20 protein-coding genes and 2 pseudogenes are annotated in these 25772 nt (G+C 46.6%); 6 read left to right on the forward strand and 16 right to left on the reverse strand.

The genetic code is table 11. The features are described 5' to 3' along the window. A partial coding sequence (locus MiSe_RS16910; protein WP_226582272.1) for a hypothetical protein occupies positions 1–253 on the reverse strand: 253 nt, incomplete at its 3' end. Positions 254–341: 88 nt separating this feature from the next. Here MiSe_RS16910 and MiSe_RS16915 point away from each other — a divergent pair. After that, the gene (locus MiSe_RS16915) at positions 342–2270 is read left to right on the forward strand and encodes an ABC-F family ATP-binding cassette domain-containing protein (RefSeq protein ID WP_226582274.1); all 1929 of its coding nucleotides are present in this window, start codon (positions 342–344) and stop codon (positions 2268–2270) included. 102 nt (positions 2271–2372) lie between these two features. Here the strand turns inward: MiSe_RS16915 and MiSe_RS16920 are convergent, their stop codons facing one another. From MiSe_RS16920 to MiSe_RS16940, 5 genes are all read right to left on the reverse strand, one after another. Beyond that, complete coding sequence (locus tag MiSe_RS16920; RefSeq protein WP_226582277.1) at positions 2373–3263, reverse strand: Uma2 family endonuclease; 891 nt, start codon at positions 3261–3263, stop codon at positions 2373–2375. A gap of 148 nt (positions 3264–3411) precedes the next feature. Continuing rightward, a complete protein-coding gene (locus MiSe_RS16925; protein WP_226582280.1) occupies positions 3412–4860 on the reverse strand; it encodes a DUF7453 family protein in 1449 nt (482 codons plus the stop codon). A gap of 516 nt (positions 4861–5376) precedes the next feature. After that, positions 5377–5994, reverse strand: a complete 618-nt coding sequence (locus tag MiSe_RS16930) for a 2OG-Fe(II) oxygenase (protein WP_444980511.1) — start codon at positions 5992–5994, stop codon at positions 5377–5379. Positions 5995–6264: 270 nt separating this feature from the next. After that, positions 6265–6465, reverse strand: a complete 201-nt coding sequence (locus tag MiSe_RS16935) for a hypothetical protein (RefSeq protein ID WP_226582285.1) — start codon at positions 6463–6465, stop codon at positions 6265–6267. A gap of 203 nt (positions 6466–6668) precedes the next feature. Next, positions 6669–8849 (reverse strand): RluA family pseudouridine synthase, encoded by a 2181-nt coding sequence (locus tag MiSe_RS16940; RefSeq protein WP_226582288.1) that lies wholly within the window; start codon positions 8847–8849, stop codon positions 6669–6671. A 65-nt stretch (positions 8850–8914) separates the two neighbouring features. Here MiSe_RS16940 and MiSe_RS16945 point away from each other — a divergent pair, with 65 nt between their 5' ends. Beyond that, on the forward strand, positions 8915–9895 hold the full coding sequence (locus MiSe_RS16945; protein WP_226582434.1) for an aldo/keto reductase: 981 nt from the start codon (positions 8915–8917) through the stop codon (positions 9893–9895). A gap of 18 nt (positions 9896–9913) precedes the next feature. Here MiSe_RS16945 and MiSe_RS16950 read toward each other — a convergent pair whose 3' ends face one another. The 4 genes from MiSe_RS16950 to MiSe_RS16965 all read right to left on the reverse strand — a co-directional run bounded on the left by MiSe_RS16950 (position 9914) and on the right by MiSe_RS16965 (position 14590). Continuing rightward, positions 9914–10111: a DUF2283 domain-containing protein gene (locus MiSe_RS16950; RefSeq protein ID WP_226582290.1), complete on the reverse strand. Its 198-nt coding sequence runs from the start codon at positions 10109–10111 to the stop codon at positions 9914–9916. Next, on the reverse strand, positions 10098–10361 hold the full coding sequence (locus MiSe_RS16955) for a DUF4258 domain-containing protein (RefSeq protein WP_226582293.1): 264 nt from the start codon (positions 10359–10361) through the stop codon (positions 10098–10100). The genes MiSe_RS16950 and MiSe_RS16955 overlap by 14 nt, the downstream gene beginning before the upstream one ends. Positions 10362–10443: 82 nt before the next feature. Beyond that, entirely contained in the window at positions 10444–11730 is a 1287-nt protein-coding gene (locus MiSe_RS16960) for a GTPase family protein (RefSeq protein WP_226582311.1), read from the reverse strand. Between the two features lie 184 nt (positions 11731–11914). Further along, on the reverse strand, positions 11915–14590 hold the full coding sequence (locus MiSe_RS16965; protein ID WP_226582314.1) for a CHAT domain-containing protein: 2676 nt from the start codon (positions 14588–14590) through the stop codon (positions 11915–11917). A gap of 175 nt (positions 14591–14765) precedes the next feature. Between MiSe_RS16965 and MiSe_RS16970 the strand changes: the two genes are divergently transcribed. Continuing rightward, entirely contained in the window at positions 14766–15137 is a 372-nt protein-coding gene (locus tag MiSe_RS16970; RefSeq protein WP_226582441.1) for a DUF6888 family protein, read from the forward strand. Positions 15138–15276: 139 nt separating this feature from the next. On the opposite strand, the gene MiSe_RS16975 is transcribed toward MiSe_RS16970, so the two are convergent. The 3 genes from MiSe_RS16975 to MiSe_RS16985 form a co-directional block, all read right to left on the reverse strand. Next, positions 15277–16329 (reverse strand): tetratricopeptide repeat protein, encoded by a 1053-nt coding sequence (locus MiSe_RS16975; protein WP_226582317.1) that lies wholly within the window; start codon positions 16327–16329, stop codon positions 15277–15279. 87 nt (positions 16330–16416) lie between these two features. Further along, positions 16417–17334: a cytochrome c biogenesis CcdA family protein gene (locus MiSe_RS16980; protein ID WP_226582319.1), complete on the reverse strand. Its 918-nt coding sequence runs from the start codon at positions 17332–17334 to the stop codon at positions 16417–16419. A 216-nt stretch (positions 17335–17550) separates the two neighbouring features. Continuing rightward, positions 17551–18009, reverse strand: coding sequence for a glutaredoxin family protein (locus MiSe_RS16985; protein ID WP_226582322.1), 459 nt, complete (start codon positions 18007–18009; stop codon positions 17551–17553). 307 nt (positions 18010–18316) lie between these two features. Here MiSe_RS16985 and MiSe_RS16990 point away from each other — a divergent pair. Further along, positions 18317–19341 (forward strand): annotated as a pseudogene (locus MiSe_RS16990) (RNA-guided endonuclease InsQ/TnpB family protein); the annotation flags it as partial. A gap of 47 nt (positions 19342–19388) precedes the next feature. Here MiSe_RS16990 and MiSe_RS16995 read toward each other — a convergent pair. Then, a pseudogene (locus MiSe_RS16995) lies at positions 19389–20576 on the reverse strand (RNA-guided endonuclease InsQ/TnpB family protein). 37 nt (positions 20577–20613) lie between these two features. On the opposite strand from MiSe_RS16995, the gene MiSe_RS17000 reads away from it, so the two are divergent. Beyond that, complete coding sequence (locus MiSe_RS17000) at positions 20614–20847, forward strand: hypothetical protein (protein WP_226582325.1); 234 nt, start codon at positions 20614–20616, stop codon at positions 20845–20847. Positions 20848–20862: 15 nt separating this feature from the next. Further along, a complete protein-coding gene (locus tag MiSe_RS17005) occupies positions 20863–22935 on the forward strand; it encodes a DNA polymerase III subunit gamma/tau (protein ID WP_226582328.1) in 2073 nt (690 codons plus the stop codon). 291 nt (positions 22936–23226) lie between these two features. Here the strand turns inward: MiSe_RS17005 and MiSe_RS17010 are convergent, their stop codons facing one another. Further along, the gene (locus MiSe_RS17010; RefSeq protein WP_226582330.1) at positions 23227–24765 is read right to left on the reverse strand and encodes a glycosyltransferase family 2 protein; all 1539 of its coding nucleotides are present in this window, start codon (positions 24763–24765) and stop codon (positions 23227–23229) included. Beyond that, entirely contained in the window at positions 24719–25693 is a 975-nt protein-coding gene (locus tag MiSe_RS17015) for a radical SAM protein (protein WP_226582333.1), read from the reverse strand. Before MiSe_RS17015 ends, MiSe_RS17010 begins: the two co-directional genes overlap by 47 nt. Positions 25694–25772: the final 79 nt, after the last annotated feature.

Below are 25772 nucleotides of genomic sequence, written 5' to 3' on the forward strand. Positions count from 1 at the left end.
CGACAGCTTCAACGTTGGTAACGACAGCTTCAACGTTGGTAACGACAGCTTCAACGTTGGTAACGACAGCTTCAACGTTGGTAACGACAGCTTCAACGTTGGTAACGACAGCTTCAACGTTGGTAACCACAGCTTCAACGTTGGTAACCACAGCTTCACAGCGGATTGCAAGCTCGTCTAGGTACAGCCTTTTGGCTTGTTTGTATAGCGGCAGCATTAATGCTGCCGCTATACAAACGAAGGTGTACCTCATCCGCCTGCGATCCGCTATAATCGCGTGGGTTCAGATCGCACCCTACCGAGGCAGCGTTAGACTAGGTTAGGTAGATGACTTTTAACTGATGACTATTTTCACGCTGCGATCGCTCAAAAAAGACTTCGGCATCAAAGAAATCCTCAGAGATGCCAGTTTTAGCCTCGATGAAGGCGACAAAGTTGGACTAATTGGCACCAATGGTTCCGGTAAATCCACCTTGCTGAAAATGATAGCTGGACTCGAGCCAATCGACGCTGGCGATATTTGGGTAAATTCCGGCGCTAAAATTGTCTACCTACCCCAACAGCCAGATTTAGACCCCAATCGCACGGTTTTAGAGCAAATTTTTGCCGATAGTGGCGAAAAAATGGCGTTGGTGCGGGAATACGAGGAACTTTCGGATAAACTGGCGCACGGACAGGGCGATACTGAAAAGTTGATGGCACAGTTGTCTAGCGTGTCACATCGCATGGAAGCGGTCGGTGCGTGGGAGTTGGAAACCAATGCCAAAGTGGTTTTGAGCAAGTTGGGAATTGCAGATTTTGATGCCAAAATTGGCGACTTATCAGGAGGGTATCGCAAACGAATTGCGATCGCTGCCGCTTTGCTATCAGAACCCGATGTGTTACTGATGGATGAACCAACCAACCACCTGGATGCACTGTCGGTGGAATGGTTGCAAAGTTATTTGAATCGCTTCCGGGGTGCGTTGTTACTAATTACCCACGATCGCTATTTTTTGGATCGGGTAACAAATCGCATTATCGAAATCGATCGCGGCGACCTTTATACTTATTCTGGCAACTACGCTTACTATTTGGAGAAAAAGGCAGAATCCGAGGAATCTGCTGCGAGTACTCAACGCAAACATGCAGGAGTATTGCGACGAGAATTAGAATGGCTCAAACGCGGGCCAAAAGCTCGCAGTACGAAACAAAAAGCCAGAATTGACCGCATCCGCGACATGCAAGCGCAGGAATTCAAACAAGTGCAGGGAAAGGTCGATATTTCTACCGTTGGTCGTCGCATTGGCAAGAAGGTTATTGAGTTAACGAATATTTGCAAGGGATACAACGGGCGTACTTTAATTAAAGATTTCAATTACAATTTCAACCCCGAAGATCGCATAGGGATTATTGGCAGCAACGGTGCGGGAAAATCCACGCTGATGGATATTATTACCGGACGAGTGCAGCCAGATTCCGGTACGGTAGAAATTGGCTCTACGATTCACATTGGCTATTTCGATCAGCACTCGGAAGATGTGCTAATGAACGAAAACCAACGTGTTATTGAATACCTCAAAGATGTGGCAGAATTAGTCAAAACGGCGGATGGCAGCGTGATTACAGCTTCCCAAATGTTGGAGCGGTTTCTGTTTACACCCAATCAACAATATGCCCCAATTAACAAAATTTCTGGGGGTGAAAAACGACGGCTATTTTTATTGCGGGTGCTGATGAGTGCGCCGAACGTGCTAATTTTGGACGAACCAACCAATGACCTAGATGTGCAAACCTTGGCGGTTTTGGAAGATTATCTAGAAGACTTTAACGGCTGTGTTATTGTAGTCTCCCACGATCGCTATTTTCTAGACCGCACTGTAGACAAGATTTTTGCCTTAGAACCGGGTGGAAACTTACGTCAGTATCCCGGCAATTATTCAGTCTATTTAGACTACAAGAAAGCAGAAGAAGAGCAACAAGAAAAGGTAGCGCCCGCCAAATCTGAAACGGCAAAATCTTCTAGCGCTGGGGCGCGTAACTCTAGCCAAAATTCAAAATCTGATAAGCCTAAAAAGCTTTCTTTTAATGAAAAGCGCGAATACGAAGCGCTGGAAATTAAAATTCCCGAAATGGAAGCAGAAAAAGAGGAAATTGAGAAGATTCTCTACAACAATCCTCCCAGTGGCTTTACTGAAGTGCAAAGGTTATCAGAGCGTTTAGCACAATTGAGTCAAGAAATTGATTCTGCTACCGAACGTTGGTTAGAATTGGCGGAACGGGTGAGTTAGTTGCATATTCTACCACTTGCCAATAGACTTATCCAATAACTCTTGTGGGGTGGGCATTATGCCCGCCTTTAAGCGTAGTTTTTAGAGAGGTATAATGCATTTCTATTCTCTCTGAAAGAAAGCCTGCACTTGCTCTGCCGATAAGCACAATATCTCAGCAATCTGACTAACTTCCATCCCCGTAGCCAGGAGATTTTGGGCAGCTTGACGCAGTTGAGCTTGTGCTTGTTCTTTCTCCAGTTGTGCTTGTTCTGTATCGGTTAGAAGCCAATTTCCTTCGCGATCGCACCAACGCAACCAATGACTCGGAACATCCTCAAAAACCCCCGACCAAATGCCCAATCCAATCTCTAAATCCGCCAACCAAATGCGAGGATTATTTGAATTTTGCGACTGTTCAAGATAGCGTCCGCCATCCAATTTGAAATGTCGTAATTGTTGGGTATAGCGACTGTAAATGATGTAGTGAGGAATCCGCAAATACTCCTCATAAACCTCAAACTTACTCGGTGGATTTTGACGTGTCAGTCGCGTCGTTTCTATCTCCTCTACCCTATCGACATCATCTGCTTTATTTGATGATTCATTGTAAAACCGTCCCAGATCTTCGCTTTCAGTTCCGGGGGACAAGAATTCTACCACCACATAGGGATGCTGTCCTTCCTGCCAACTCACATAACTGCGGCGCAGATCTGTACCCTCGTATAAACGCGGGACATTAACTACCAAAAACCAATCGGGACGTTTATGCCATAGGGGATGCTTGACATCGTAGTAGAGGTTGAGGTCAGACGCAGTGAAGCAATTTTCGCGAGAGTATTTGGTTAATCGCAGCGTTCGGCTCAACAATTGAGGTTGGAGGTCATGAAATTCATCAGGCAAACCAGGTTCCTCCGGATCTTCGCTGGGTAGATCGTACATCGTTGGCAATGTCTCTTTGGGCGACAAGGGCGGATCGACTTGCTCGATCGGCGTGTGGGGAACGAGAACCATCGCCACCTCCAATGGATTTCAACCTTAATTTAATATTATGCTGCTAGATAACCCAAGTTGCTAGTTACATCCCAAGGCATTGAAACCCGGTTTCTCTGAAACAAGACCTGCGATCGCATCTTGATCAAAAGTTACAATCGCTTTCGCTCTAAACAACGGCTTTCTTCCCTTCCTTGCGTCGCCGAAGTAACAACGCCCCTACAGCAGGTAGCAACCCTAATACCGACGCTGGTTCTGGTACAGACTTGGGGGGATGCGGTACGAAATCAGCCTGGTAGATGCCAGAGGAACCATCGGTAAAGCGGACAGAAAAGACAAGCGAGTTGCCACTTAACATTTGACGACTCACCCCTAGATAATAAGGGGCAATTACCTTGCCATCCAACTGTTCGCCTTCTGCGATAACTCTGGTCAAGCTGCCGCCAAGAGTCGTGTATATTCCATTGCGAATCTCTGGAAATCGAATCGGGCCAGGACAAAACTGACGCGGAGAACAAATAGGGCCAGGAAATTCTCTGAAACCCACAAGATCGCCACCTACAAAGGCAACGCTACCCTGGTCTAAGGAAAGGCCACCGAAATTAAAACTGCCTACATTTAAGCCAGCTAAATTGAAGAAATTGCCAATACCACCAGGAACAGGAGTATTGGTATCAGCTATTAAACTGACTTTTCCATCAACAATAGTGTAAATCGCCGTTGATGGTTGATTACTGTAGCTAACGACAGAAAATGCTATATCGTCGTTGTCAACTAGAGGTTGCCCTGCGCTAAAGTTTAAATCAGTTCTGCCACCAAGCATGATAGTAGCAGGGTCTACAATTTTCTTGATAACGCCCCCGGTGTAAGTGTAGATCCCTGAGCGCCAATTATTTATGGTGCCATCAACAGAAGTGCTAGAGGCAAACACCACATCGGCATTGCTCAAAGAATCAAGGTTGCTGGTCACTTCAGGAAGAGGAGTGGAACTGTCTACTACCCGTTGTAGGGTTCCCCCTGCATTTGTGAAGAGCGCTACATTTTCAAAACTTGAACCCCCATAAAACGCTACGTTATTGCCTTTAATAGACAAACCACCGCCAAACGTTGTAAAGTTACTGTTGTCGCCTGGAAGAATGGTAGATTGGTCTATTACTCGATCCAGCACTCCCCCAATTACTGTGTAAATTCCGTAGACATCGGTACCGCCTAATGGATTTGGTTTATTTCCTGAGCCACCAAAGACTATATTTCCTTTGTCTATAGCAAGACCTAAATCTAAGCCAATAAAGTTGACATCGCTGAAAGGAACAGGCGTGTTGGTATCTACGACTGTTTGCAGCATTCCTCCAGCATAGGTATAAATTCCTCGCTGTTCAACACGTCCTTGGTTACCACGTTCACCGGAAAATACTACGATACCGTTATCTATTACAGGTGTGTTCAAGAAAGTAAAATTGCCACCGCCCCCAGGAATCGGGGTATTGGTATCTACAATCTTGCTAAAGGTAAAGCTAGCAGCTTCCACAGCTCCTGCTGTTAGCCAACCCAGTGACAAAGCGATCGCCACCATTTTTGAAAGTGGTTTGATTGTATTCGTCAGAAACAGCGATCTCATAAAACTTCCTCCTTCACCCTGTGCTTAACCACAAAGATGCAGCTTTGTGAATTTAGCTTTCCCCTAATCATCCGGCATAAACCGTAAAATTAGGATGAAGTTCTGGCAAAGTTTTCGTGAAATCTCTGTAACATTACGTAAATTGTTCGCAACCGTCTAAATGCGATCGCTTATTGGCAACTGATTGGAAGCAGGCATTCTGGAACTGTTTGATGCTGTAGGGGCGGGTTTTACCAACCATTCTGTGGAACCAAGAAAGATTTCGTTCAACCCGCCCCGGACGGATATAATATAGTTTCCGTTTGCATCGGTATTAAGTAGGTAAGTAAAACTAAATTGAACAAGAGGCGGGGGCGGCGCCCCCCCCACAAAAATTCCAGTTTTTTGTGGGTGGGTCGTCCCGCCCGCCCCACACTTGCATAACTATTTTCACTTTATTTACTTGTACCTACTTACTGCGCGTAAGGTCAATTAGCAATTAGCAATTAGCAATTATGCAAATAGATTTGATATTACCTATTTCCGTTTTGCTTTCACCGCTCTAGACTCTACTGTAAATGCTGGAATATCTTGCAGTTCAGTATCCCTCAAGCTGTATTGTTCGCAAACCAAACTGAGACGAGTGCCGCTGGTTTTAACCGCATTGACAGAATGGGTCAGATCGCCTTGAAAATACAGCAGTTTGTTCACCTCTGGCTTAATCTGTCCGATATACTTTTTCTGACAGCGCAGCACCAATTCTCCCCCTTCTAAATTCGGTGGAACTTGCACGTAAAGCACGCTGACCACTAGGGGAGGTTCTACTGTTTTACAGTAAGACCTTAAAGAGCGATCGATATGCGGATCGACGCGGGAACCTTCCTGGAGTAGCAGCGGATTGAGGTAGAACGCATTGCAGGTGGGTTGTAGTGCTTGGTCTAAATAGGGTTTGAAGAAGGGAAATCGCCTTTCTACTTCCCCAATTTCCGAACGTTGAAACACTACGGAAAACCCTTTAGTGCCAATAAAGTCGCGGTTGAGGTTGTTGATGGCAAGATAAGGACATGCCAGAATTTCTCCGCGCAAATCGTTGAGGTAAGCAATTGGGAAGGCGTTGGGATGTTGATGATAGTAATTCAAGGCATTAAGAGGCATTTAAGCGGCAATCCTATCACCTTTGTTTCTGCGTCGCTCTCTTTTCCGAGAAACCCGGTTTCTGGTCCTATCACCTTTGTTTCTGCGTGGCTCTCTTTTCAGAGAAACTTTGGTGTTTGCGTAAGTCTTGAAGCACTTACCCAGAACCTCGTCGTACACCCATACAAAAAAGCTGTTGAGCAGATATTCAGAATTTTCAATACTGCTCAACAATTGTGATGGGATAAATCGTCACGGTAACGATTTCTACCGTTCCATCCGGTGTTTGTTTTATTTCAGTAATCTTGTGACGCGAACGTCGTATTCAATCCCTAGTGGATGTTCGTTTCTGGCTTGGACTCGCGCCATGCCGTCGGCTTTAGCTTTGGATTCTGCATCGATTTCATACCTTGTTGTCCCGCAGCGAAAAGCATTGGTCTTTGGTTCAGTGCATTCTTTAATATCGACCAATACTTCATATGTGTGAACCATTTGGGGCCTCCTCGTTCAATGTGCAAACGAATAGGATACACGGATCAGTATATGAACGCGCAGAGGTGTAAATTCTCAAACAATACAATTCTTATTAACTCTTTATTTTCATTTAATATTGTGTATATTAATTGATATAATCAGGACTTACGCAAGGGCGATCCTAGAAACCGGGTTTCTTGGCGTAAGTCCTGATAATATGCTCAAAATGGCGCGAAGTCTTGCAGCTGAACCATCTTTCCCGATTGCGGATGCTGGAAGCAAAGTTCCCTGGCGTGCAGATGTAACCGATTAGCAACAGCACGGCATCCATAAAGTCTATCTCCCAAAATGGGCATCCCAAGTCCTCTCGCATCCGCCGCATGAACTCTCAACTGATGAGTGCGCCCTGTCAACGGCATAAACTCAACGCGAGTGCAATTTCCCTCTCTCGCCATCACCTGAAAGCGAGTCACGCTGGGTTTTCCATACTGCCAATCGACTTGCTGGTAGGGGCGATTTTCCGGATTTCCCCACAGTGGCAGTGCGATCGCACCTCGGTCAGCCGTTACAATACCCGAAAGCACCGCTTCATAAACTTTGCTAACCTGCCGTTGTTGAAATTGCTGGCTAAGTTGGCGATAAGTTTGTAAATCGCGAGCTAGTAGAAGAATACCAGAAGTTTCTCGATCCAACCGATGCACGGCAGTAAGCGAATTGCCATCCGGTAACAAATTACGCAAGCGACTGAGAACGCTGTCTTGATTTTCAAAATAACGACCGGGAACTGATAGTAACCCAGGGGGTTTGTTGATGACAATTAACCATTCATCTTCATAAAGAATGGGTAGCATTTGCTCAGTTCCGCCAGTTCCGCCAGTTCCGCCAGGGAATTTATTCCCTGGCTGATAGCTCAATTCGGTTAAACCAGACTGAAATTTAGTATCATTAGTCGGTTTTAACCGACTTTTGCTATAGCTGTGGAAATTTATTTCCTGGCGGGTTGGTGATTGAGAGACTGGCTGATAGCTGAAGTCGGTTAAAACCGACTGAAATTGAGGCTGATTAGTTTGTTTGAATCGACCAGCAACTAGAGGCTCTGCCTCTAGGTTCTCGTTCCCAGGCTCAGCCTGGGAACGAGGTGTGGGAGGAACTAGAGGCAGAGCCTCTAGATTCTCGTTCCCAGGCTCAGCCTGGGAATGAGGTGTGGGAGGATCTGCCTCCCCATGATTGAAAATGGTGCAAGATGTCAAATTTATTTCCTGGCCGGCTGGTGGTTGCGAGACAATATAATTCCCAGGCTCAGCCTGGGAATGAGGTGTGGGAGGATCTGCCTCCCCATGATGGAAAATGGTGCAAGATGTCAAATTTATTTCCTGGCGGGTTGTTGATTGCGAGACAATATAATTTTGAGACAATCCTGACAGCAGAAACCCCATCAATGGCTGACAGCGATCTGCACAAGCACCGTAGAATTCCCCCTGAATTTTGTCACCATTAGCACAGGAAGAACCCCACCAAAACTCTGCCATTGCCAATGGTTTTAGATTCTGCGTTGCAGCATAGTGGAGCAATTTTGGGGCGCAACAGTCACCCGTTCCAGTTGGCAAACCTCCTGGCATTAATTGTTGAAGCGATCGCGAGTTCCCTAAAAAATTCATCATAGTGTAAGCTGCGTGCATCTGCGCCTGGAGTTGGCGGGAAAGTTGTTTCCGTTGTTGTTTCAATTCGCACATCCGTCCATCTGCTGCTGCGATTAATTGCTTTAGTGGTTGCAATGCTTCATCCCGTTGGCGTTTGAGTATTCGTCGCTCAATTCCATCTTGGCGACTTTCTTCATCGAGTTGTTCGAGGGCAACTTTAAGCGCTTCTCCAGTTAGTGTTTCGCAGCATATCTGACGTTTTTCCTGTCGTTGCTGCTTGCAATTTTTATGGCGCAAGCTGAGTGCTTGCAAGCGCAATTCAAACTCGCGAGATAGGGTTTCATACTGCTGTCGTTGTGGAAGTTGCTTAAGGGTAATGAGTTCCTGTTTAATAGCTTCTAATTCGGTCAAAGTGCGGGCTTCATCTAGGGCAACTTGTTCCCGTCCTGGAATCGGCGGTACCCAGCCTTCAACGACGCTGGAAGCATTTAGCAACCCGGAGAAGGCTTTGAGTATCCCTTGTTCGCCAGAAGACCGTTCCACCAGCAATACGCCATACATCTTGCCCTCGCGGGAATAGCGGTCATCGGTGGCAAGGTATTGCATTAAACTATAAGCGATCTTTTCTACCAAACGAGTGCGGGGTAGTCTCAGCAACTCGCCAGTTTGAGGACACAACCCTTCATACCAATAGGTGGGAGATAAGTCACTGACTGCACAATCCCAGTCGATGAAATCTGAAATTGGGTGCAAAAGTACCATAAATAAAAGGTATGATTTCTATTCTGTATAAAAATAGATTAAGCAAAAATTAGATTCTTGTCATGATGCACACTAGCCAAAAACTCACTTTCCCCACAATGGGATGCGGCACTTGGGCATGGGGAAACCGACTGCTCTGGGGATACGATGAAAGCATGGATAACCAGTTGCAAGCGGTTTTTAACCTTTGTGTCAGCAACGGCGTCACCTTATTTGATACAGGTGATTCTTACGGAACCGGGCGATTAAATGGGCGCAGCGAGCAACTATTGGGACAATTTTCTAGGGAATATCAAGGTGCAAACAAAGAAAATATTTGCATTGCCACCAAGCTAGCTGCGTATCCCTGGAGATTAACCCGCAAGTCAATGGTATCCGCTGGTAAATCTTCTGCTCAACGCCTGGGAAAAAACGTCGATTTAGTGCAAATGCATTGGTCTACAGCCAATTATGCACCTTGGCAAGAAGCAGCGCTTTTAGATGGTCTTGCTGACCTTTACGAGCAAGGTTTAGTTAAGGGAGTCGGCTTATCAAATTATGGCCCTAAACGGCTGAAATGGGTGCATAAAAGATTTTCCGAACGAGGCGTTCCCATCGCTAGCTTGCAAGTTCAATACTCGCTATTGTCTACTTATCCCGTTACCGAATTAGGTCTGAAAGAAGTTTGCGATGAATTGGGCATAAAACTGATAGCCTACAGTCCGCTAGCCTTGGGCTTATTAACCGGAAAATACTCGGAAAAAGGGCCATTCCCAAAAGGGATTCGCTCTCTATTGTTTAGGCAGCTATTGCCAGGAATTCAGCCGCTTTTAGCATGTTTGGGAGAAATAGCTCAATCGAGGAACAAAACCCTATCCCAGGTAGCAATTAACTGGTGCATTGGTAAAGGAACCATTCCCATCCCTGGAGCGAAAACAGTGGAACAGGCGGAACAGAATATAGGCGCATTAGGTTGGCAATTAGATACTGGGGAGATAGCAACTTTGGATAAAGTGGCTGGGAGTCTTAATAAAAAAATGGTACAAAATATATTTCAGACTCAGTGAAAACATTTGCGGCAACAATCAAGAGGTTGAGATAAGTTCAGCAATAAGCTCTTCAGATATAAACTGCTTGAAATCTAAAATTTCAATCAGCACTAACTTTTCATCGTTTGAGTAATGAAGAATGACTTGCCCTTCATCTTCTGCATAAGCGATCGCATCATTCGATAGCTCAATCAGAAGCGCATCAACATCTTTGCTGTACCTAACTCTTTTCATAACGGCTTCTCCTAGCTGGATACATTGTAATTACAAGAATGAATGCCTCGTATTCTCGATAGACAACCCGTAGCACCAAGTTTTCATTAAGCTGTTTTTGTGCTGTGATTTTCTCACCTTCTCCCGGTTCTTGTCTATCGGGAAAACGAATGGTTTCAATAATAAATTCTTGAGCAATTATCATCCCCCTTTCACTCAGTAGAGCCATTTTGAACAGGGCATGGTCGCTCAACCGAATTTCCTTTGCCATAGTTTAAACACGATAACTCAATCCCGGTTTTAAAATGTTCATCTTTTGATAAGTATTATAGGCCAATAGACAGCTAGCTTGCTCACGGTTTAATTCCCTTAAATCGTTCTTGGGCTGCTTTAAATGATTGTTGCATCACAGATTGAATTTTCTTGGGATCGGGTTTCTTTCCTCCCATTAAATCGCCAAAATAAACGCAGGCAGCTTCCCCTAGCGACCATGTATAAGCACCTGCCCAAGATGCGGCGATGACGCTGCCAAAACCGGGGATAAATTTGATTAATTCCCGTCCAATTGCTTGGGCGAAAAAACCACCGCCGATTGCACTCACAATTGCCCCAGCTTGGGAGGGGGTCAGCGTCTGCCCGTATAATGTCCCCAGTACCCCTACCATCGAGCCTTGCAACGCAGTCAGTACAGGCATTGTGGCAAATGGCAAGGGAACTGCGGCGAGGGTAGCTGCCATGATGCTAAATGCTAATACGTAACGCCGCCCCACATCCCGGTACAGGTTGCCAATTTTTTCCCCTGTTTCTTTATCTAATAATTGATGAATCGCACCTGCTTCGGCTGCGGGGAGTAAATCTGCTAAAGTATCTCGCAATGCTTCTAAGCCATAAAATACGGGCGTGTAGCCGTCTTCTTCTAAGGTAAAGTCGATTAAAACGGCTCGATTATACAACCCTTTAAATGCTTCTTCTATCGCCGCAAAGGCTCGCTTCACTTCCTCATATTCTGGTGGATAAGCTGGATGATTTTCCGTCCCGTGTGGATAAATTTCATGCAAGCAAGTCACTGCTAACAAACAGGGTATATCTGGATATTTCTGTCGCAATTTTTGGGCAATTTGTCGCAGCGTATCGGTGGCGAAGTCATTAATTTTAACTGTTAAAATCAGGACTCTCGCACCGCGACTATTCTGTTGCAAGTCTCCTATCAGTTCTTGAATAATTGCCTGAGTATCAAGATTGACATCTCCCAGTCCAACTGTATCGGTAAAAATCAGCAACGGCAGGTCACTCGAAGGATAAGCATAGCGTTCGGTATGTTGCGTGTGAGGACGAAAACCCTGCCCCACAATTTCTGCGGAAACTCCCGTCAATCCCCGCACAATTGAACTTTTCCCCGCTTGAGGTTTACCAATTAAAAGCGCTTCCGTAGTTGGCAATTCTGCCCGCACAGTCTCTAAAATCTCTGCAACTTGCTCTTCAGAGACGCTAAACCATTGAACCACCGTTTGTGCGACTTGTTCTACGGGTAAAAGTTGCGTCAAACGTGTCATTGCGTTGTTCCAAACACCCGCAATGCGGTTTTTCCAGATATCATTTACCGGCTTAGTTTTTTTTTCACTATCACGTTGCTCAGTCATATCATTTTCGCTTGCATCGCAAGTGTATAGTAGGGGCGGGTAATACCTGCCCATTCTGCCGCAACACGAAATATTTCGTTAAACCCGCCCCTACAACCATGAAAGATAACCTAGTTATGCCCCTTTTACCAACTTCCGTGAGATTAAATTTAAATCTGCCATCTGCAATCTGCAATCTGCAATATTATATGCCCGCAATGGTAAAAGCAGCCCAGTGGTACGGATGAGCAAAGGGAGGTTGAGATGAACTCATTTTAGCCGTATCTCTTTGCAGGACGTTCGCTTCTGTTCTGAGGTATTCGCTGATACTGGGTGCGTAGTCAGCTAATTGGGTGGCTAGGTCTTGATACCATTGTGCGAGTTCGCTGTAGGTGAGGGCGCGCAGCCATTGCTGTGCTTGTTTTAGGGCGGCTGCTGGGGCGATGCCTACCCCAATCCTTCGGTAGAATTCAATCGTTAATAAGCCACGGGAAATCGCTTCTACCGTCCACAAAGTACTTACTATATTAGTTACACCACGACTGAGGAAAGCACTGACTAAACCGACGAATTCGGTCGCGTTCGCGCCGCGTGCCGTCAGGCGTATCGCACTCTTACCAGTTACGCCGGTTTCACAAGCCGATAGGTAAACAAGTTGGTAGCTGTTGAGGTAAAGGCGGCTAATATCTTCCAGGGTTAATTGGTCTGGGTTGGTTAAAGCTAGGGCAGATTGACTCGGTGTTTTGGGGCGATCGCTCGCCTTCCCCGTGTAGTGAAAGATACCGTATCCCGAGGAAAGCGCCGTGACAACCCGTTCTTTAGTAGCGATCGCATCATCTATCCGCATCGGGTTCTGGAACATCTGGGTCACACCCGCCGCCTCAATTTGGGAATAAAGTAACGCTTCTACCCCTTCCCGGTGAAAACATTCCACACTGAGTAATGCTGTCGGGCGTTCCCGATCCGATGGCGGCGGGGAAATTTGTCCAAGTCGTTTTAAGGTTAAACCGATTTGGGCGCTGGGCAGATAGGAAATGATGAAACGATCCCCAAACAGGGCATGGAGGGGCAAGCGGTGCAGGTCGCGGTGAGGAATTAAAATTAAGTTTTTGACATTTGCCGGTATTTGTGATAATATATCCGCCACATTCAGGATAACCGCTAAATTATTCAATTTTTCGATTAAGTTACCGCGCCACCTACTGGTGGTGACCTCTGGCTGTGGTTCCAGGTGGCGGTCTGCCTGATATTGTTGATCCCAATCTTTGACCCAATTATCGAATTCGCGCCAGCGTTGCACTGGTATTGGCAGTTCTTCCCCATTGGCGGGTGTGACTGCGCTTGGGACGAGGGGTTGTTGGGTGTCGTGGGTGATAACGAATCCGGTGAGCGCCGCGGGGCTGAGATGCCAATAAATAATTGCGGTTGAAGGGTTTAGCAGTTGTTGTAGGTCGTTCCAGGTAGGACTAGGAAGATCCTCGTTCCAATCACCCAAAAACCAGTTAAAGCAGGCATTTTTGCCTTTTTCTGCCAGTTCGAGGGCTTGGGTTAATTGCCCGGATTGCACGGCTAAATCTACCATTAACTGGTGAAAGCCGATCGATTGAATCAGTACGGGGAGACCAAGAATACCCGATTGTTCTTCTTGATCGATTAAACGTTCAAGCAACTGGGAACCGCGTCCTAGTTCTTGTGCTTTTTCGATTTGACCTAAACTCAAATAAGTTCGGATTAGGTCTTGCAATACTTGTAAGTGTCCTAGGGGCGATGCCGATGGGGTGAGAGTATTGAGGGCAAGTTCGTACTCGGAAATGGCTTTGCGCCAATAGTCGTGGGGGTAAAGCGCCCAGCGCCCTTGATCGTAGTAAGCATTGCCTTTAGCGCGATGCAATTGACCCCAACCTTCGGGTTGGGTGGTGGATTGGATGTATTTTAATCCTTCGTTAAAGCTGGCGATCGCATCTTCAAAGCGTCCTAATTCCGCTAAAGCTTGTCCCCGGTTATTCCAAGCCCAGTGTGAGGTGGGTTCGATTTGTAACACGCGCTCAAAAGTGGCGATCGCTTCTTCATATCGTCCCAAATCTGCTAGGGCGACGCCTCGGTTACTCCAGACCGCACTCGCATGGGGATCTAGTTCTAAAGAGCGGTCGTAAGATGCGATCGCACCTTCCGGAGATCCGGCAGTTTGTTGCTGCACCCCTAAATTAAACCAGCCATCCGCCGTATCCGGTTCTGTTTGATCGATCGCCACCGATTTATTAATCAATTCCTGAATAATCGCTTGCGGATCTGTGGCATCAATTTGCAGTTGAGCAGCAATTTGCTCAACTAAACCTTGGTCTTGCTGTAACAAATCGAACAACTGATCGAGGGTAACTGGTTGAGCTTCTAAAGGTCCTTCTTCCTCGATGGGTGCTTGTATAAGTGGGGATGGCGGCGGGGTGGGCACGGTTACGGGTGGTCTGGTTTGCCGCAGCAGCAACTGCATCCCAATTTCATAGGCAGTATTTGCCAAGGGTGTGGTACTGAGTTCGCCTAAGCGCACCATCCTACTTGCCAACTCGTTATTGCGTGCGGGAGATGCGAGCAACCTTTCGCCAAAGCGACGCAACCAATTTGTCCATTGTTCGTCGGTAATGCGCCCTTGTAAATCTAGCAGAAACTTGGAAACCCTTTCTTTAGGCCAACCATGCGCCACACCTTCCAATAGCTGCATCAATAAAAACTCGTAATCTGCATCTGCCAAAGGAGGTAGATTAGCCTGACTCTGTGTTGCTGTGGCAGAGGATAAGGAAGCTCTTCGCCGCCTTCTTTCTGGGGTATTCTGTCCCAACCAGCGCCGAAACCAACTAGCGATCGCATTCCATATCCGCCTTAACATTTATCACCCCTTTGCGTAACACTGCATTCTGATTTTAGAGAAATGTGGGTGCGACGGTTGGCGATCGAGGTTTTAAATTCTGTTGTTTCAATCCCATGTGGGTGGGTTGAGGCTATCCCTGGGGCGATAACGCAGAGTTATACTGAAAAGATATTCTCCACGTAACATAGGTTTGATGCCTACCGACGCGCAACTGAGGTGTTTGTACAGAATTGCCTACCAGTTGACATATCTAATGTTTCAACCGATTCAGCTTATTTGCATTGACGGTCGCACTCAGAATCTATTTATCTTAGCAGGGCAAGAAGAGGAAATCGAGTTTGAAATCGCTCCCGGATGGGGAGGTGCTGTAATGAGCCAAATTGACTACACGGCTATTATGTCCGATCAAGAGTTAAGGCGATACTTTCTCAATCATCGAGAAGATCAAGCCGCTTTTGTTGCCTATCTAGCAAGGCGTCGAGAACGAAAGCGCCCCGTCATAACAACGGTCAACGATCCGGATTTCGATGCCAAGATTCTCACAGCAATCCGTCAACAGTTGTAGGGGCACGGCATCAATAAGCTTTGTCGCTAACGAGAAGGCTTTTTGCCGCCGTGCCCCTACAATAACTGTGTTGAAAACATCTGTAATTTCGATACAACCGCAATCCATATTACACATCATCACCAGAGTCGCCGCTTTACTAAGTTGGTTTCAGCGCTTCAGCTTGTTTCAAACTAGCTTCTGCTTCCTCATTCCGTCCTAAATTACTCAGCGCTATGCCTCGGTTATACCAAGTTTCATAGCGATCGCTCTTATATTCCAACGCTTTATCCCAAGACGCGATCGCTTCCTCATACCTCCCCAAATTCCCCAACACCAAACCCCGGTTAAACCAAGCTTGATGATCTTCGGGTTTAATTGCCAAAACTTTATCGTAACTCTCGATCGCTTCCAGCAGACATCCCATGTATCCCAATACCACGCCTCGGTTATACCAAGCTTGGTGATAATTGGGTGAAATTTCCACAGTTTTATCCCAAGCTGCGATCGCTTCTTCCATCCGTTCTAATTTAAACAGGGCATTTCCCCGATTATTCCAAGCGTCGGATTTGTCTGGTTTGAATTCTAAAGCTTTGTCGTAGCAAGCGATCGCATCTTGATAGCGTTCTAAGTGAAAAAAAGCATTCCCCCGGTTGTACCAGACTTCTGGCGCGCTGGGTAGAATACCTAAAGCACGGTCGTAGTATGCGATCGCACCGCTATAATTCCCAGCATTAAATAGCTCTATTCCTTGCTGGAACCATGTTTCCACTTGTTGAATCGGGCTAGTTGTCTCTTCTTCCGCCGCGCCTGGGAACGTTTCTGCGAGTCGTTGGCGCATTTCCCTACCAATATCCCCAGCAACAGAGCATAATTCCCCGCAGTCAATTTCGCCCAATTGTACCATCCGCCTTGCCATCTGGCGGTTTGGCACGGGCGAGGCGAGTAATTGTTCCCCATAACCGCGTAACCACGCCACCCAGTCGGCTTCCTGACTGCGATGGGAAAGCGCCGCTAGCGCTCTTAAAACCTGCACTCGCCCCCACCCGCCTTCGACGCCTTCAAGGATTTGCCTGAAAAAATGTTCGTATTCCCGTGGCGTTAGGGGTTGATTGTTTGATTTCCGGTTCAATTCCGGATGTTGGGGCGATTTTTTCGCCTCAACCGCAGGCCGAAACCATTTTAAGAGCGATCGCCTCACCGACTCTATCATCTGTTGTATCCCAGGGTCGCATTCATCCCAAATTTTATCGAGGTTTTTCCGCAGAAACTGTCGATTTTTACCGTTGGCGATCGCAATTTATATTGACATCGATGAAACAACCCAGCGAATCCCATTCACCAGATAATATCCTCCAGTCAGAATTAGTAGCCCCCCAGCCAAGGCTAAAATTCGCTCCGAGTATGGCAACAAAATGCGGGTTTGCTTGGCTAACCCCGCAAACAGACTCGCCAGGAAAATCACCGCCGTGTTGCCCAAAGCATAGCAAACCATTGTCAGCATACTTTGTAACCCAGACCCCGTCGCAGCGGCAGCAGTTAAAACCGCAAATAAAACCGGACTGCTACAGGGAGAACTTACCAAAGCAAATGTTAATCCTACACTATAAGCGCCTAAGCTTGAAGGCAATTGCCGGTTAATTTGGGGTAAAGGTAGATTGAGCCACCCGAATAAGTTCAATCCCATTACCAACATTACCAAACCCACTGCTAGCTCTACATAACCCCGGTATGAAAACAGCGCCGCGCCGATTAAGGCAGAAAATAAACCCAAACAGCTGAGAACCGTCACCACGCCCAATACAAATGAACCAGCTTTGACAAAGGCATCTTTACGCGAGGTAATATCCAGAGTGCCGATGTAGCTGAGATTCACCGATAGTAAAGCTAGTTTGCACGGCGAAATGCTGGCAATTAAACCTCCCACAAACGCCAGTAAAAGTAGGAGGTACGAGTTATTGTCAGGGTTTTTACCTAACCATTGGTGATAGCTAATTTCCAGTTGGAAAACCAAGTGTTGCAGCGGTTGGAATATTTCGCTCCAATCGATCCAACTAACAGCCAGAATTAGTAAAATCGTTCCGGCGAATAGCAATCCCGGTAGCAATCGTTTGGTTAGATTGCGTTTATCAAAACTTTTAGATATCCACTTAGCCAGCGTCATAATTTTAATGCGTCCGCGCCGAAATCGTTTTTTTTCCACAATCTGTGGGGACACGGCATCAATTATCTTTGCCCGCTCTTTCCAAAGTTTTCGCTTGCCGTGTCCCTACCCGCTATTGCACTCCTGAAACAGATTTTTCCCTTGCCTTGTTTCTGCTTAACTCAAGTTGATAGTTATCTCAAAACAACGGTTGGCTAATTGCTAATGGCTCAATCAGGAAAAATGCTATATTCTTCATCCAATTAGCAATTAGCCATTAGCCAGCGCTATTTATTGACTTCTAAAATTGCGAGAACCTTTATAACCAGATATATCTGCCAGTTGATTTAAAGTCTGCATTCCCTTGTACTGCTGCCCGTTAATTTCCCAAGTAGGAAACCCATCTACATTCGCTTGGCGGCATAAATCGGGTCTGCCATTTTCTCCTCTGGGATCGCACTCGATATAAGTAATTTGGCTAAAAGCTTGTCTGCCAAATAATTCTTTCTGCCTAGTACAATAAGGACACCAGTAAGCCCCGTACATTTTAGCGCCTCGTTGTTTCAAATGTTCAGCCAATGCAGTTTCTGCCGCTCCAGAATTAGTGCTGATTTGCGAGTTTCTCCCTTGAGAAACAAGCGAATTTGATGTTAAACCGGATGGGATGGGGGCTTGCTGTTGGGCATAGGCAACAGTGCCTAACGCGGTTACTACTGCTGCCAAAGACCAGATAATAGTTGTCGATTTCATAAAGTCTGCCTCTTTTACCTGGAGTCGATAATTTTATAGTTATTTTAAATTGTGGTCTTGATTCAGCGGATGGTCAAGCTACTGAAATAGATAGTTGACTTTGGGATAATTTTGTGGTAATAAATTGGCGTGACAAAACAAACCTGGTTGCGGTTCCACAAAAGACAATGGCTCGTTAACAAATGGAGCGGAATTCCCCATCCGTCTATAGGGCGGGGATGAATAGCGACCAAAAAATAACCTGAGGGATAGGGAATCCACAGAATCTACGCTATATTATGTTATCAGCAACTTCTGATGATGATAAATGCTCAAGGCGTATAAATACCGCATTTACCCCGCTCAAGACCAGCAAATATCTCTGGCAAAGTCTTTTGGGTGCTGTCGTTGGTATTGGAATTACGCCCTTTCTTTGTGCCAAGCAACCTATAAGGCTACAGGAAAAGGACTGTCACGAGGTTATATTCAAGGACTGTTGCCCGGTGTCAAAAAAGAATATCCTTGGCTAACAGATGCTTATTCTCAATGCTTACAGGTTGTGGCTCTCGACCTATCCACTGGCTACAAAAACTTCTTCGACAAGCGGTCGGAATTACCTAACTTCAAATCAAAGCACGGTCGGCAGTCTCTTAGTTATCCCCAGAATGTTTCCTTTGACGGTGATTACATCAAGCTGCCAAAGATTGGTTTAGTGTATTGCCGTCGTCATCGGGACTTTTCAGGGAAAATAAAAACAGTTACTGTCTCTAAAAATCCAGATGGTAAACATTATGTCTCCGTCTTAGTGGATGACTCAAAAGAGTTACCAAAGACAAGGGAGGGTAAGGCGATTGGGATTGACGTAGGATTAACCAATTTTTTGGCGATTACAAGCGAAGGTTCCAAATTTGGTAATCCTCGTTATTTTGCCAAGCACCAAAGGAATCTCAAGCGTCTTCAACAACGCTTATCCCGTAAACAAAAGGGAAGTAAAAATAGAGCCAAGGCCAGATTAAAGTGGCCGTACGCTCTAAAATCGCTAGATGCCGTGAAGACTTTCTCCACAAACTATCTCGCAGGATAGTCAACGAAAACCAAGTGATTGCTGTAGAAAATCTGCAGAGCAAAGCCATGGTCAAAAACCACAATTTTGCTAAAACGATTAGCGATGTAGGCTGGGGAATGTTTACCACAATGCTCAAATACAAGGCGCAATCAGAGGGTAAAATATACATTGAAATTGATAGGGTTTTCCCATCTTATAATACTTGTAGTGTCTGTCTAAACAAAGTGGGTAGTTTACCCCTCGATGTTAGAAGTTGGACTTGTAAGCATTGTTCTACCGCCCTTGACATCCTCTCGCGCTAATCCTTGCGGATGTAGCGGGAGATTCCCAAGACTCACGACTTGGATTTCTGTTTCCTTCCGTTTCCGGTTTTTCCCAGTTGCCCTTTAGACTTATGCCTATCAGGTCTTACACTCGCTCCACAGACTGCAACGGTGTGTCCCACCGCCAAAATATTGCGACTGGCGTTGATGTCTCTGTCGTGGTGCGTCCCACATTGAGGGCAATCCCACTGTCTGATATTCAACGGCAGTTTATCAACAATATGTCCGCAGTTCCCACAGCGTTTAGAGCTAGGAAACCAACGATCAATTTTTACCAAGGTTCGACCATACCACTTGGCTTTGTACTCCAGTTGTCTCACCAACTCGCCCCATCCAGGATCACTGATGGCGCGGGCAAGTTGCGGATTCTTGACCATGTTCTTAACTGCCAAATCCTCGACCACTATCGTTTGGTTTTCACGTACCAGTCGAGTTGTCAGTTTGTGCAGATGGTCAATTCTTGCATCAGAAATAGACGCTTGAATGCGAGCAACTTTGAGTCTTGCTTTATCTCTATTACGAGAGCCAAGGCGTTTGCGACTCAAAGCCTTTTGCGCTCTTTTCAGCTTTTGATAGTGCTTGTCAAACACCTTGGGGTTAGCAATTTTTTCGCCTGTACTCAGGGTGACAAGGTTACTAATTCCCACATCCAATCCCACAACACTATCAACTGGTTGCAGTTTTTCATCTCTGGGATCGTTAATCCGCAAGCTGACAAACCATCGTCCAGAAGGGTCAAGCCTAACCGTAATGGTTGTAGGTTCACATCCGGTGGGAAGTTGTCTAGACCATTTAATTGGCAATGGTTCTTGACACTTTGCCAGGTAGACCTGTCCATCCTTGCACCTAAAAGCAGACTTGGTAAATTCTGCACTACCACCGCTACGCTTCTTTTTGAAGTTGGGATATTTTGCCCTACCCGCAAAGAAGTTAGTGAATGCAGTTTGCAGATGCCTCAAGCCTTGCTGCAATGGCACACAACTAACCTGATTCAAAAACTGGAGGTCATCTTGTTTTTTCCACTGCGTCAACATAGCAGAGGTTTGAACCTAATCTACTCGTTCTTGCCTCTCATACCAAGCCTCGGTTCTCGCTGCCAAGGCTCGGTTAAACACCAACCGCACACAACCAATTGTTCGCCGCAAGAGAGATTCTTGCTCGACAGTTGGGTAAAAACGGTAGCGGTAGGCTTTTTCCATATCTCACATTTTACCATCAAATCTGTGAAACTGTTAATTGCCACCGGGATTGACCGGATGGCAATTAACCTCCCATTGCTCACGTCGCTACAACGCGAAGCGTTTAGCGGGTGTCTCCTGGGAGGTGTTAGATGAAGCCCTGGGAATATTGTCGTTAGGAACTAGCGATACTGCCCTGGGAGGGGATGTAAGTCGGACTGGCAAAATTTCGGTTTTGTTGGAAGCTATCCCCGTTGAATTGGGAAACCCCATCCGCCATGGGGTGGAGTAGTTCACCTGAGTCCCCATGCCATACGAACCGTTACATCATAAGTATCGTCCCCAGAGGTTTGGGGATTTGGTGGGTCAAGAAGCAATCGCAACTACCCTCACCAACGCCATCCTCTCCAGACGCATTGCTCCAGCTTACCTGTTTACCGGCCCCAGAGGCACGGGTAAAACCTCCAGCGCCCGCATTTTAGCCAAGTCTCTCAACTGTCTCAACAGCGAAGTTCCCACAGAACTACCTTGCGGGGTATGCTCTGTCTGTCGCGGGATCGAACTTGCCAATGGTTCCGCCCTCGATGTAATTGAAATCGACGCCGCCAGCAATACAGGGGTCGATAACATCAGAGATTTAATCGAAAAAGCCCAATTTGCCCCGGTTCAATGTCGATACAAAGTATATTTGATCGACGAAGTTCATATGCTCAGCCAAGCGGCGTTCAACTGCTTATTAAAAACATTAGAAGAACCACCAAAACAAGTTGTATTTGTCTTAGCTACTACCGACCCACAACGAGTATTACCAACGATTATTTCTCGCTGTCAGCGGTTTGATTTTCGCCGAATTCCCTTACAATCAATGGTCAAACACTTAGGGAATATTGCCGCGAAAGAAAACATCGATATCGCCCCCGAAGCGCTAACCCTAGTGGCACAAGTCGCCCAGGGAGGACTGCGAGACGCCGAAAGCTTACTCGACCAACTCAGTCTATTACCAGGTCAAGTAACGGTAGATGGCGTTTGGGACTTAGTAGGCGCAGTACCGGAACGGGATTTGATGGCGCTTTTATATGCGATCGCAGATGATAAATCTGTAGAAGTTATCGATATTACCCGCCGCTTAATGGATAGGGGAAGAGAACCTTTAATCGTCCTGCAAAACTTAGCTGGATTCTACCGGGATTTACTCATCGCCAAAACCGCACCCAATCGCTCGGATTTAGTCGCCTGTACCGAACCAACTTGGAATCAGTTGTGCCAGTTTTCCCAAAAGTGGGAGATTCCTTACATTTTAGCCGGACAAAAACACCTCAAAGATAGTGAAGTTCAGATCAAAAATACTACTCAGCCACGCTTGTGGTTAGAAGTAACGCTGCTGGGATTATTGCCATCAGCAATTAACAGTCAGGTTACAGTTTCGCCTTCTCAGGAGCAAACTGTTGATAGAGTTTCTCACAATATTGGCAGACAACAGCAATCTCAGACCCAGCAGAAACCAACTTATCAACAGGAAAAAGCAGCAGAACTTTCTCCACCACCCGTACAACAAGAAACTCCAAAACCTACAATCCAAGATAGGGAAATCAACGCACCACAAACAAACGCCGAACCTAGTGAATTTACTGCCCCGCCGACCGAACTCGATGAAATTTGGCGACAAGTGATTGAAAACTTGCAACCCGCTACTAAAGCGCTAGTAAGTCAGCACTGCCACTTGTTAAACTGTGATGAAAATGTAGCGTATATTAAGGTTAGCACCGAGCCGTTATTTAAACTTGCTCAGCAAAAGTTATCCAATATAGAAGCGGCTTTTTTTAAACTTCTTAACCGTAAGGTGAAGGTAAAATTAGAAGTCGGCGGTTCTTCTCATTCTAGGACTGTTGGCAAATCTGAAACGCGATCGCATCCAAAAGAAAATTTCCCGCCGGATACTATACCCACTAGCACTACCAAACAATTTGACCAAAGTGAATTAGCAACGCCAAAGGAAATACAACCCTTGGCTAATACCGATTTAAAGATAGCAGACAAGGAAGACAAAGAGGAAAACGCCACTTGGTATAAAGCAACTTCGCCCGCTGTTAGCAATCCTTCTCCACTCCCCAAATCAGTCGTCCCAGAAGAGGAAAATTCACTGCCCTCATCGGCGATTCAAGTTGCAGAATCAACTGAAGATTCGGAGATTGATGAAGTAGCGATCGCCGCCCAAAAACTCGTCGAATTCTTCAAAGGAAAAGTCGTTAAACTAACCGATGACTTAGAATTACTCGACCCAGTTTCCACAACAACTACCCCCGCCGCCGACTTTAAACCCCAATATTCAGAGGCGACAGGGGAATTTGAATTGGAAGAACCAGATGACGAACCTTTTTAATTGCAGATAGATTCTGGGTAATGGGTAATATCATGTCCGCGAGAGATCGGTAGTGTATCGATGGCTAATTGCTAATTGCTAATTGCTAATTGTCAATTGCGTGAGAGCAGCCATTAGCCATTAGCTATTATCAGTTACACAACCGTTGCTACCTGACATGATATAATTGGTAATTGGTAATTGGCTCTACAGGTCGTAATTCCGATGTAACCGGAAACGATATAAAAGTTGGTTTAAATTTCTTCCAATTAGCCATTACCCTCGTGACCACGGCAGAGCCTAGTAACGCCATTACCCATTACCGGAATGCGCCGTTTTAACCCATTTCAGACGCTTGGGTCGTACTGACATGCGGGCGGTAACGCTAGCGACAACAAGAAACCAGTGGAACATATACAATATGCCGCGTAAAGTTTGCAGCAGCGTCACCCACAAAGAAGTCATTCGTTCTTTTTGAGTCACCTGGATGCGCCGCAGACCGCAAAACATGCTGACTAACGATAACGTTACAGTCATACCCGTTACGGGGGTGAGTATCGGCATTTGATTGCGAGCGATCGCCATCACCATATCCGGCACGGCGGCGGTAGGCAGGAGATATTGGAAAAACCAAAACATCAACAGATCGAAGGTTTTCCGCCTACCCAGACGACCTCTAACGATTGGCTGCCAATAATCCAAATAGCGCTGATAACCGCCTTCTGCCCAACGATTGCGCTGATGCCAAAGCGCCATCGGTCTGGTGACGCCTTCTTCATCGACTGCCGGATCGAGGAAAAACTCAATATCCCATCGCTCCAGGTGCAAGCGGATGGTTAAATCCAGGTCATCGGTAATCGTTTCTTCATTAAAACCATCGCAGCCAATTAAAGCCGTTCGGCGGATAAATTGACCGTTGCCGCGCAGTTCCCCGATGCCGCCGATGGCGATGCGCTGCTGCTGAAAGAAGCTGTCTAAAGCCATTTCAGCCGCTTGAGAACGGGTGAGGAAGTTGGTGGAGGAGTTAGCGATTGCTTTGCGCACCTGTACCGCCCCCACTTCCTGCCGTTCAAACAACGGCAGCACCCGCCGCACCAGATCGGGAGGCATCTGGGCATCCGCATCGAACACCGCGATAATGTCGCCCTTTGTCAGCGGTATGACTTGATTGAGCGCCCCTGATTTTCCGCCCCCTGCACCGGGTGCGCGATGGAACACCCTCAACTGGTCATATTTTGTCGCCAGCCGATCCAACAATAAGGGCGTGCCATCATCGCTGTTATCGTCGATCACCCATAGTTCATACCGACAACTTGGGTAATCGATATTACAAAAATTCTCCACTAATTTACCGATGACAGCTGCTTCATTTTTAGCCGCCACCAGCAAAGACACAAAAGGCGGGGCGTCCTGGGAGTCCAAAGATAAGATTTCCGGGACGGTTCTGGGTCGTGCCCGTACAACCCGCAGAACCTGAATCCCCATCAGAGTAGTCAATCCCAGTACGATCCAGGTTGCCCAAGAAACCAAGTGCAGGGCAATAGTGCCACTCCAAACGATGGTCAGCACCACAGCGGCTTTACGCCGACGCCCCGCGTAGGGATTTTGGCTCCTGGACTCCCCCCTTTTTAAGGGGGGGCAGGGGGGGATCAGATTTGGGATTGAGTCTGACTCCAGAGCGTTCTGAGTTTCTGGCATTTTGCCGACAGGAGGTTGAGATTGGGCATCCCCATCGGGGGACTCTAATCCAAAATCGCGTTCCCAGGCAGAGCTTGGGAACGAGGGCATCGGCAAGCCAAAATCGTCAGGCTCGTTGTAAGAATCGTTTTCGGGCCAGGAATTCGCTGGCATAGGTTACTTGATTCAACCACCAGTATTTGTCTACACCTTTGAAGAAGCTGGGGATCAGGTAACACCAGACCGTGCAGCCTTCACATACTGGAAGTTTACCTTGAGATTGGCGATAATTTTCCACTTCTTCCGATTCTCGGTAAAGTTCGTACAATCGCCCGTTAATCGGTACGCCAGTTTGAGCAAAGTGGTAACAAGGCAGCAGGAGTTCGTCGTTGGGAGAAATGGCAATCACCGCTTCCACTGCTTTACAGCGAGGATTTTTGGTGTCGTTGCCCCCAGCTGCAATAAAAGCTAATGCGGCTTTATTGTATCCCACATTGCTGTACTGTCTGGCTGCGGCTTCGATCGATTTGACGATTTCCGGCGTGGGATTTTTCTTGGAATTGTAATTGCTGTGGGCTGTGAACGCTGGGTTGAGCCAAACTCGGACGCCCAAGCGCTGCCCCAGTTCTCCCACTTCGCCAATCCGGTGGTAATTTTGGGCGGTGACGGTGTGGTTGAGGACGGGATATTCGCCCAAAGATTTGGCGATTTTCACCGACTCGACTAAATTGTCAAATATTTTCACACCCCGCGAATGGTCGTGACTTTCGGCATCCGGACCATCCAAAGAAAAATTCAGGAAGTCCACCAAGCCTTGAATTTCCTTAGCCCGTTTCGGGTAAAGAATCGTATTCGTGGTCATGCTGGTCGCGAATCCCAGCCGTTTTGCCTCGGTGTAGATTTCACCTACATCTGCACGCAGCAGTGGTTCGCCACCGGTAAAGTCTACGTATTTAACTCCCAGACGGCGCAAATCTACCAAATTACGGCAAATTGTCTCGAAATCAGCTTCTTTCCCCGGTTCTAGCGCCCAAATATCACAAAAATGACAGCGGGCGTTGCAACGGTAGGTTAAGTAGTAGTTTGCAACCAGAGGTGTCATAAGGGTTAGCCGAGAGGTTTTCCATATTTTGACACTCTGTGCGCCTCTTGGTACCGAGATGCTTCAGACAAGATTACGA

Source organism: Microseira wollei NIES-4236 (genome assembly GCF_020521235.1).
GTDB lineage: Bacteria > Cyanobacteriota > Cyanobacteriia > Cyanobacteriales > Aerosakkonemataceae > Microseira > Microseira wollei.

What these genes read in the sequence shown, in the direction of transcription:
- MiSe_RS16915 (WP_226582274.1), top strand. Translation starts at nt 342, where the DNA reads ATGACTATTTTCACGCTGCGATCGCTCAAAAAAGACTTCGGCATCAAA.
- MiSe_RS16920 (WP_226582277.1), bottom strand. Translation starts at nt 3,263, where the DNA reads ATGGTTCTCGTTCCCCACACGCCGATCGAGCAAGTCGATCCGCCCTTG.
- MiSe_RS16925 (WP_226582280.1), bottom strand. Translation starts at nt 4,860, where the DNA reads ATGAGATCGCTGTTTCTGACGAATACAATCAAACCACTTTCAAAAATG.
- MiSe_RS16930 (WP_444980511.1), bottom strand. Translation starts at nt 5,994, where the DNA reads ATGCCTCTTAATGCCTTGAATTACTATCATCAACATCCCAACGCCTTC.
- MiSe_RS16935 (WP_226582285.1), bottom strand. Translation starts at nt 6,465, where the DNA reads ATGGTTCACACATATGAAGTATTGGTCGATATTAAAGAATGCACTGAA.
- MiSe_RS16940 (WP_226582288.1), bottom strand. Translation starts at nt 8,849, where the DNA reads ATGGTACTTTTGCACCCAATTTCAGATTTCATCGACTGGGATTGTGCA.
- MiSe_RS16945 (WP_226582434.1), top strand. Translation starts at nt 8,915, where the DNA reads ATGCACACTAGCCAAAAACTCACTTTCCCCACAATGGGATGCGGCACT.
- MiSe_RS16950 (WP_226582290.1), bottom strand. Translation starts at nt 10,111, where the DNA reads ATGAAAAGAGTTAGGTACAGCAAAGATGTTGATGCGCTTCTGATTGAG.
- MiSe_RS16955 (WP_226582293.1), bottom strand. Translation starts at nt 10,361, where the DNA reads ATGGCAAAGGAAATTCGGTTGAGCGACCATGCCCTGTTCAAAATGGCT.
- MiSe_RS16960 (WP_226582311.1), bottom strand. Translation starts at nt 11,730, where the DNA reads ATGACTGAGCAACGTGATAGTGAAAAAAAAACTAAGCCGGTAAATGAT.
- MiSe_RS16965 (WP_226582314.1), bottom strand. Translation starts at nt 14,590, where the DNA reads ATGTTAAGGCGGATATGGAATGCGATCGCTAGTTGGTTTCGGCGCTGG.
- MiSe_RS16970 (WP_226582441.1), top strand. Translation starts at nt 14,766, where the DNA reads ATGCCTACCGACGCGCAACTGAGGTGTTTGTACAGAATTGCCTACCAG.
- MiSe_RS16975 (WP_226582317.1), bottom strand. Translation starts at nt 16,329, where the DNA reads ATGATAGAGTCGGTGAGGCGATCGCTCTTAAAATGGTTTCGGCCTGCG.
- MiSe_RS16985 (WP_226582322.1), bottom strand. Translation starts at nt 18,009, where the DNA reads ATGAAATCGACAACTATTATCTGGTCTTTGGCAGCAGTAGTAACCGCG.
- MiSe_RS17005 (WP_226582328.1), top strand. Translation starts at nt 20,863, where the DNA reads ATGCCATACGAACCGTTACATCATAAGTATCGTCCCCAGAGGTTTGGG.
- MiSe_RS17010 (WP_226582330.1), bottom strand. Translation starts at nt 24,765, where the DNA reads ATGCCAGCGAATTCCTGGCCCGAAAACGATTCTTACAACGAGCCTGAC.
- MiSe_RS17015 (WP_226582333.1), bottom strand. Translation starts at nt 25,693, where the DNA reads ATGACACCTCTGGTTGCAAACTACTACTTAACCTACCGTTGCAACGCC.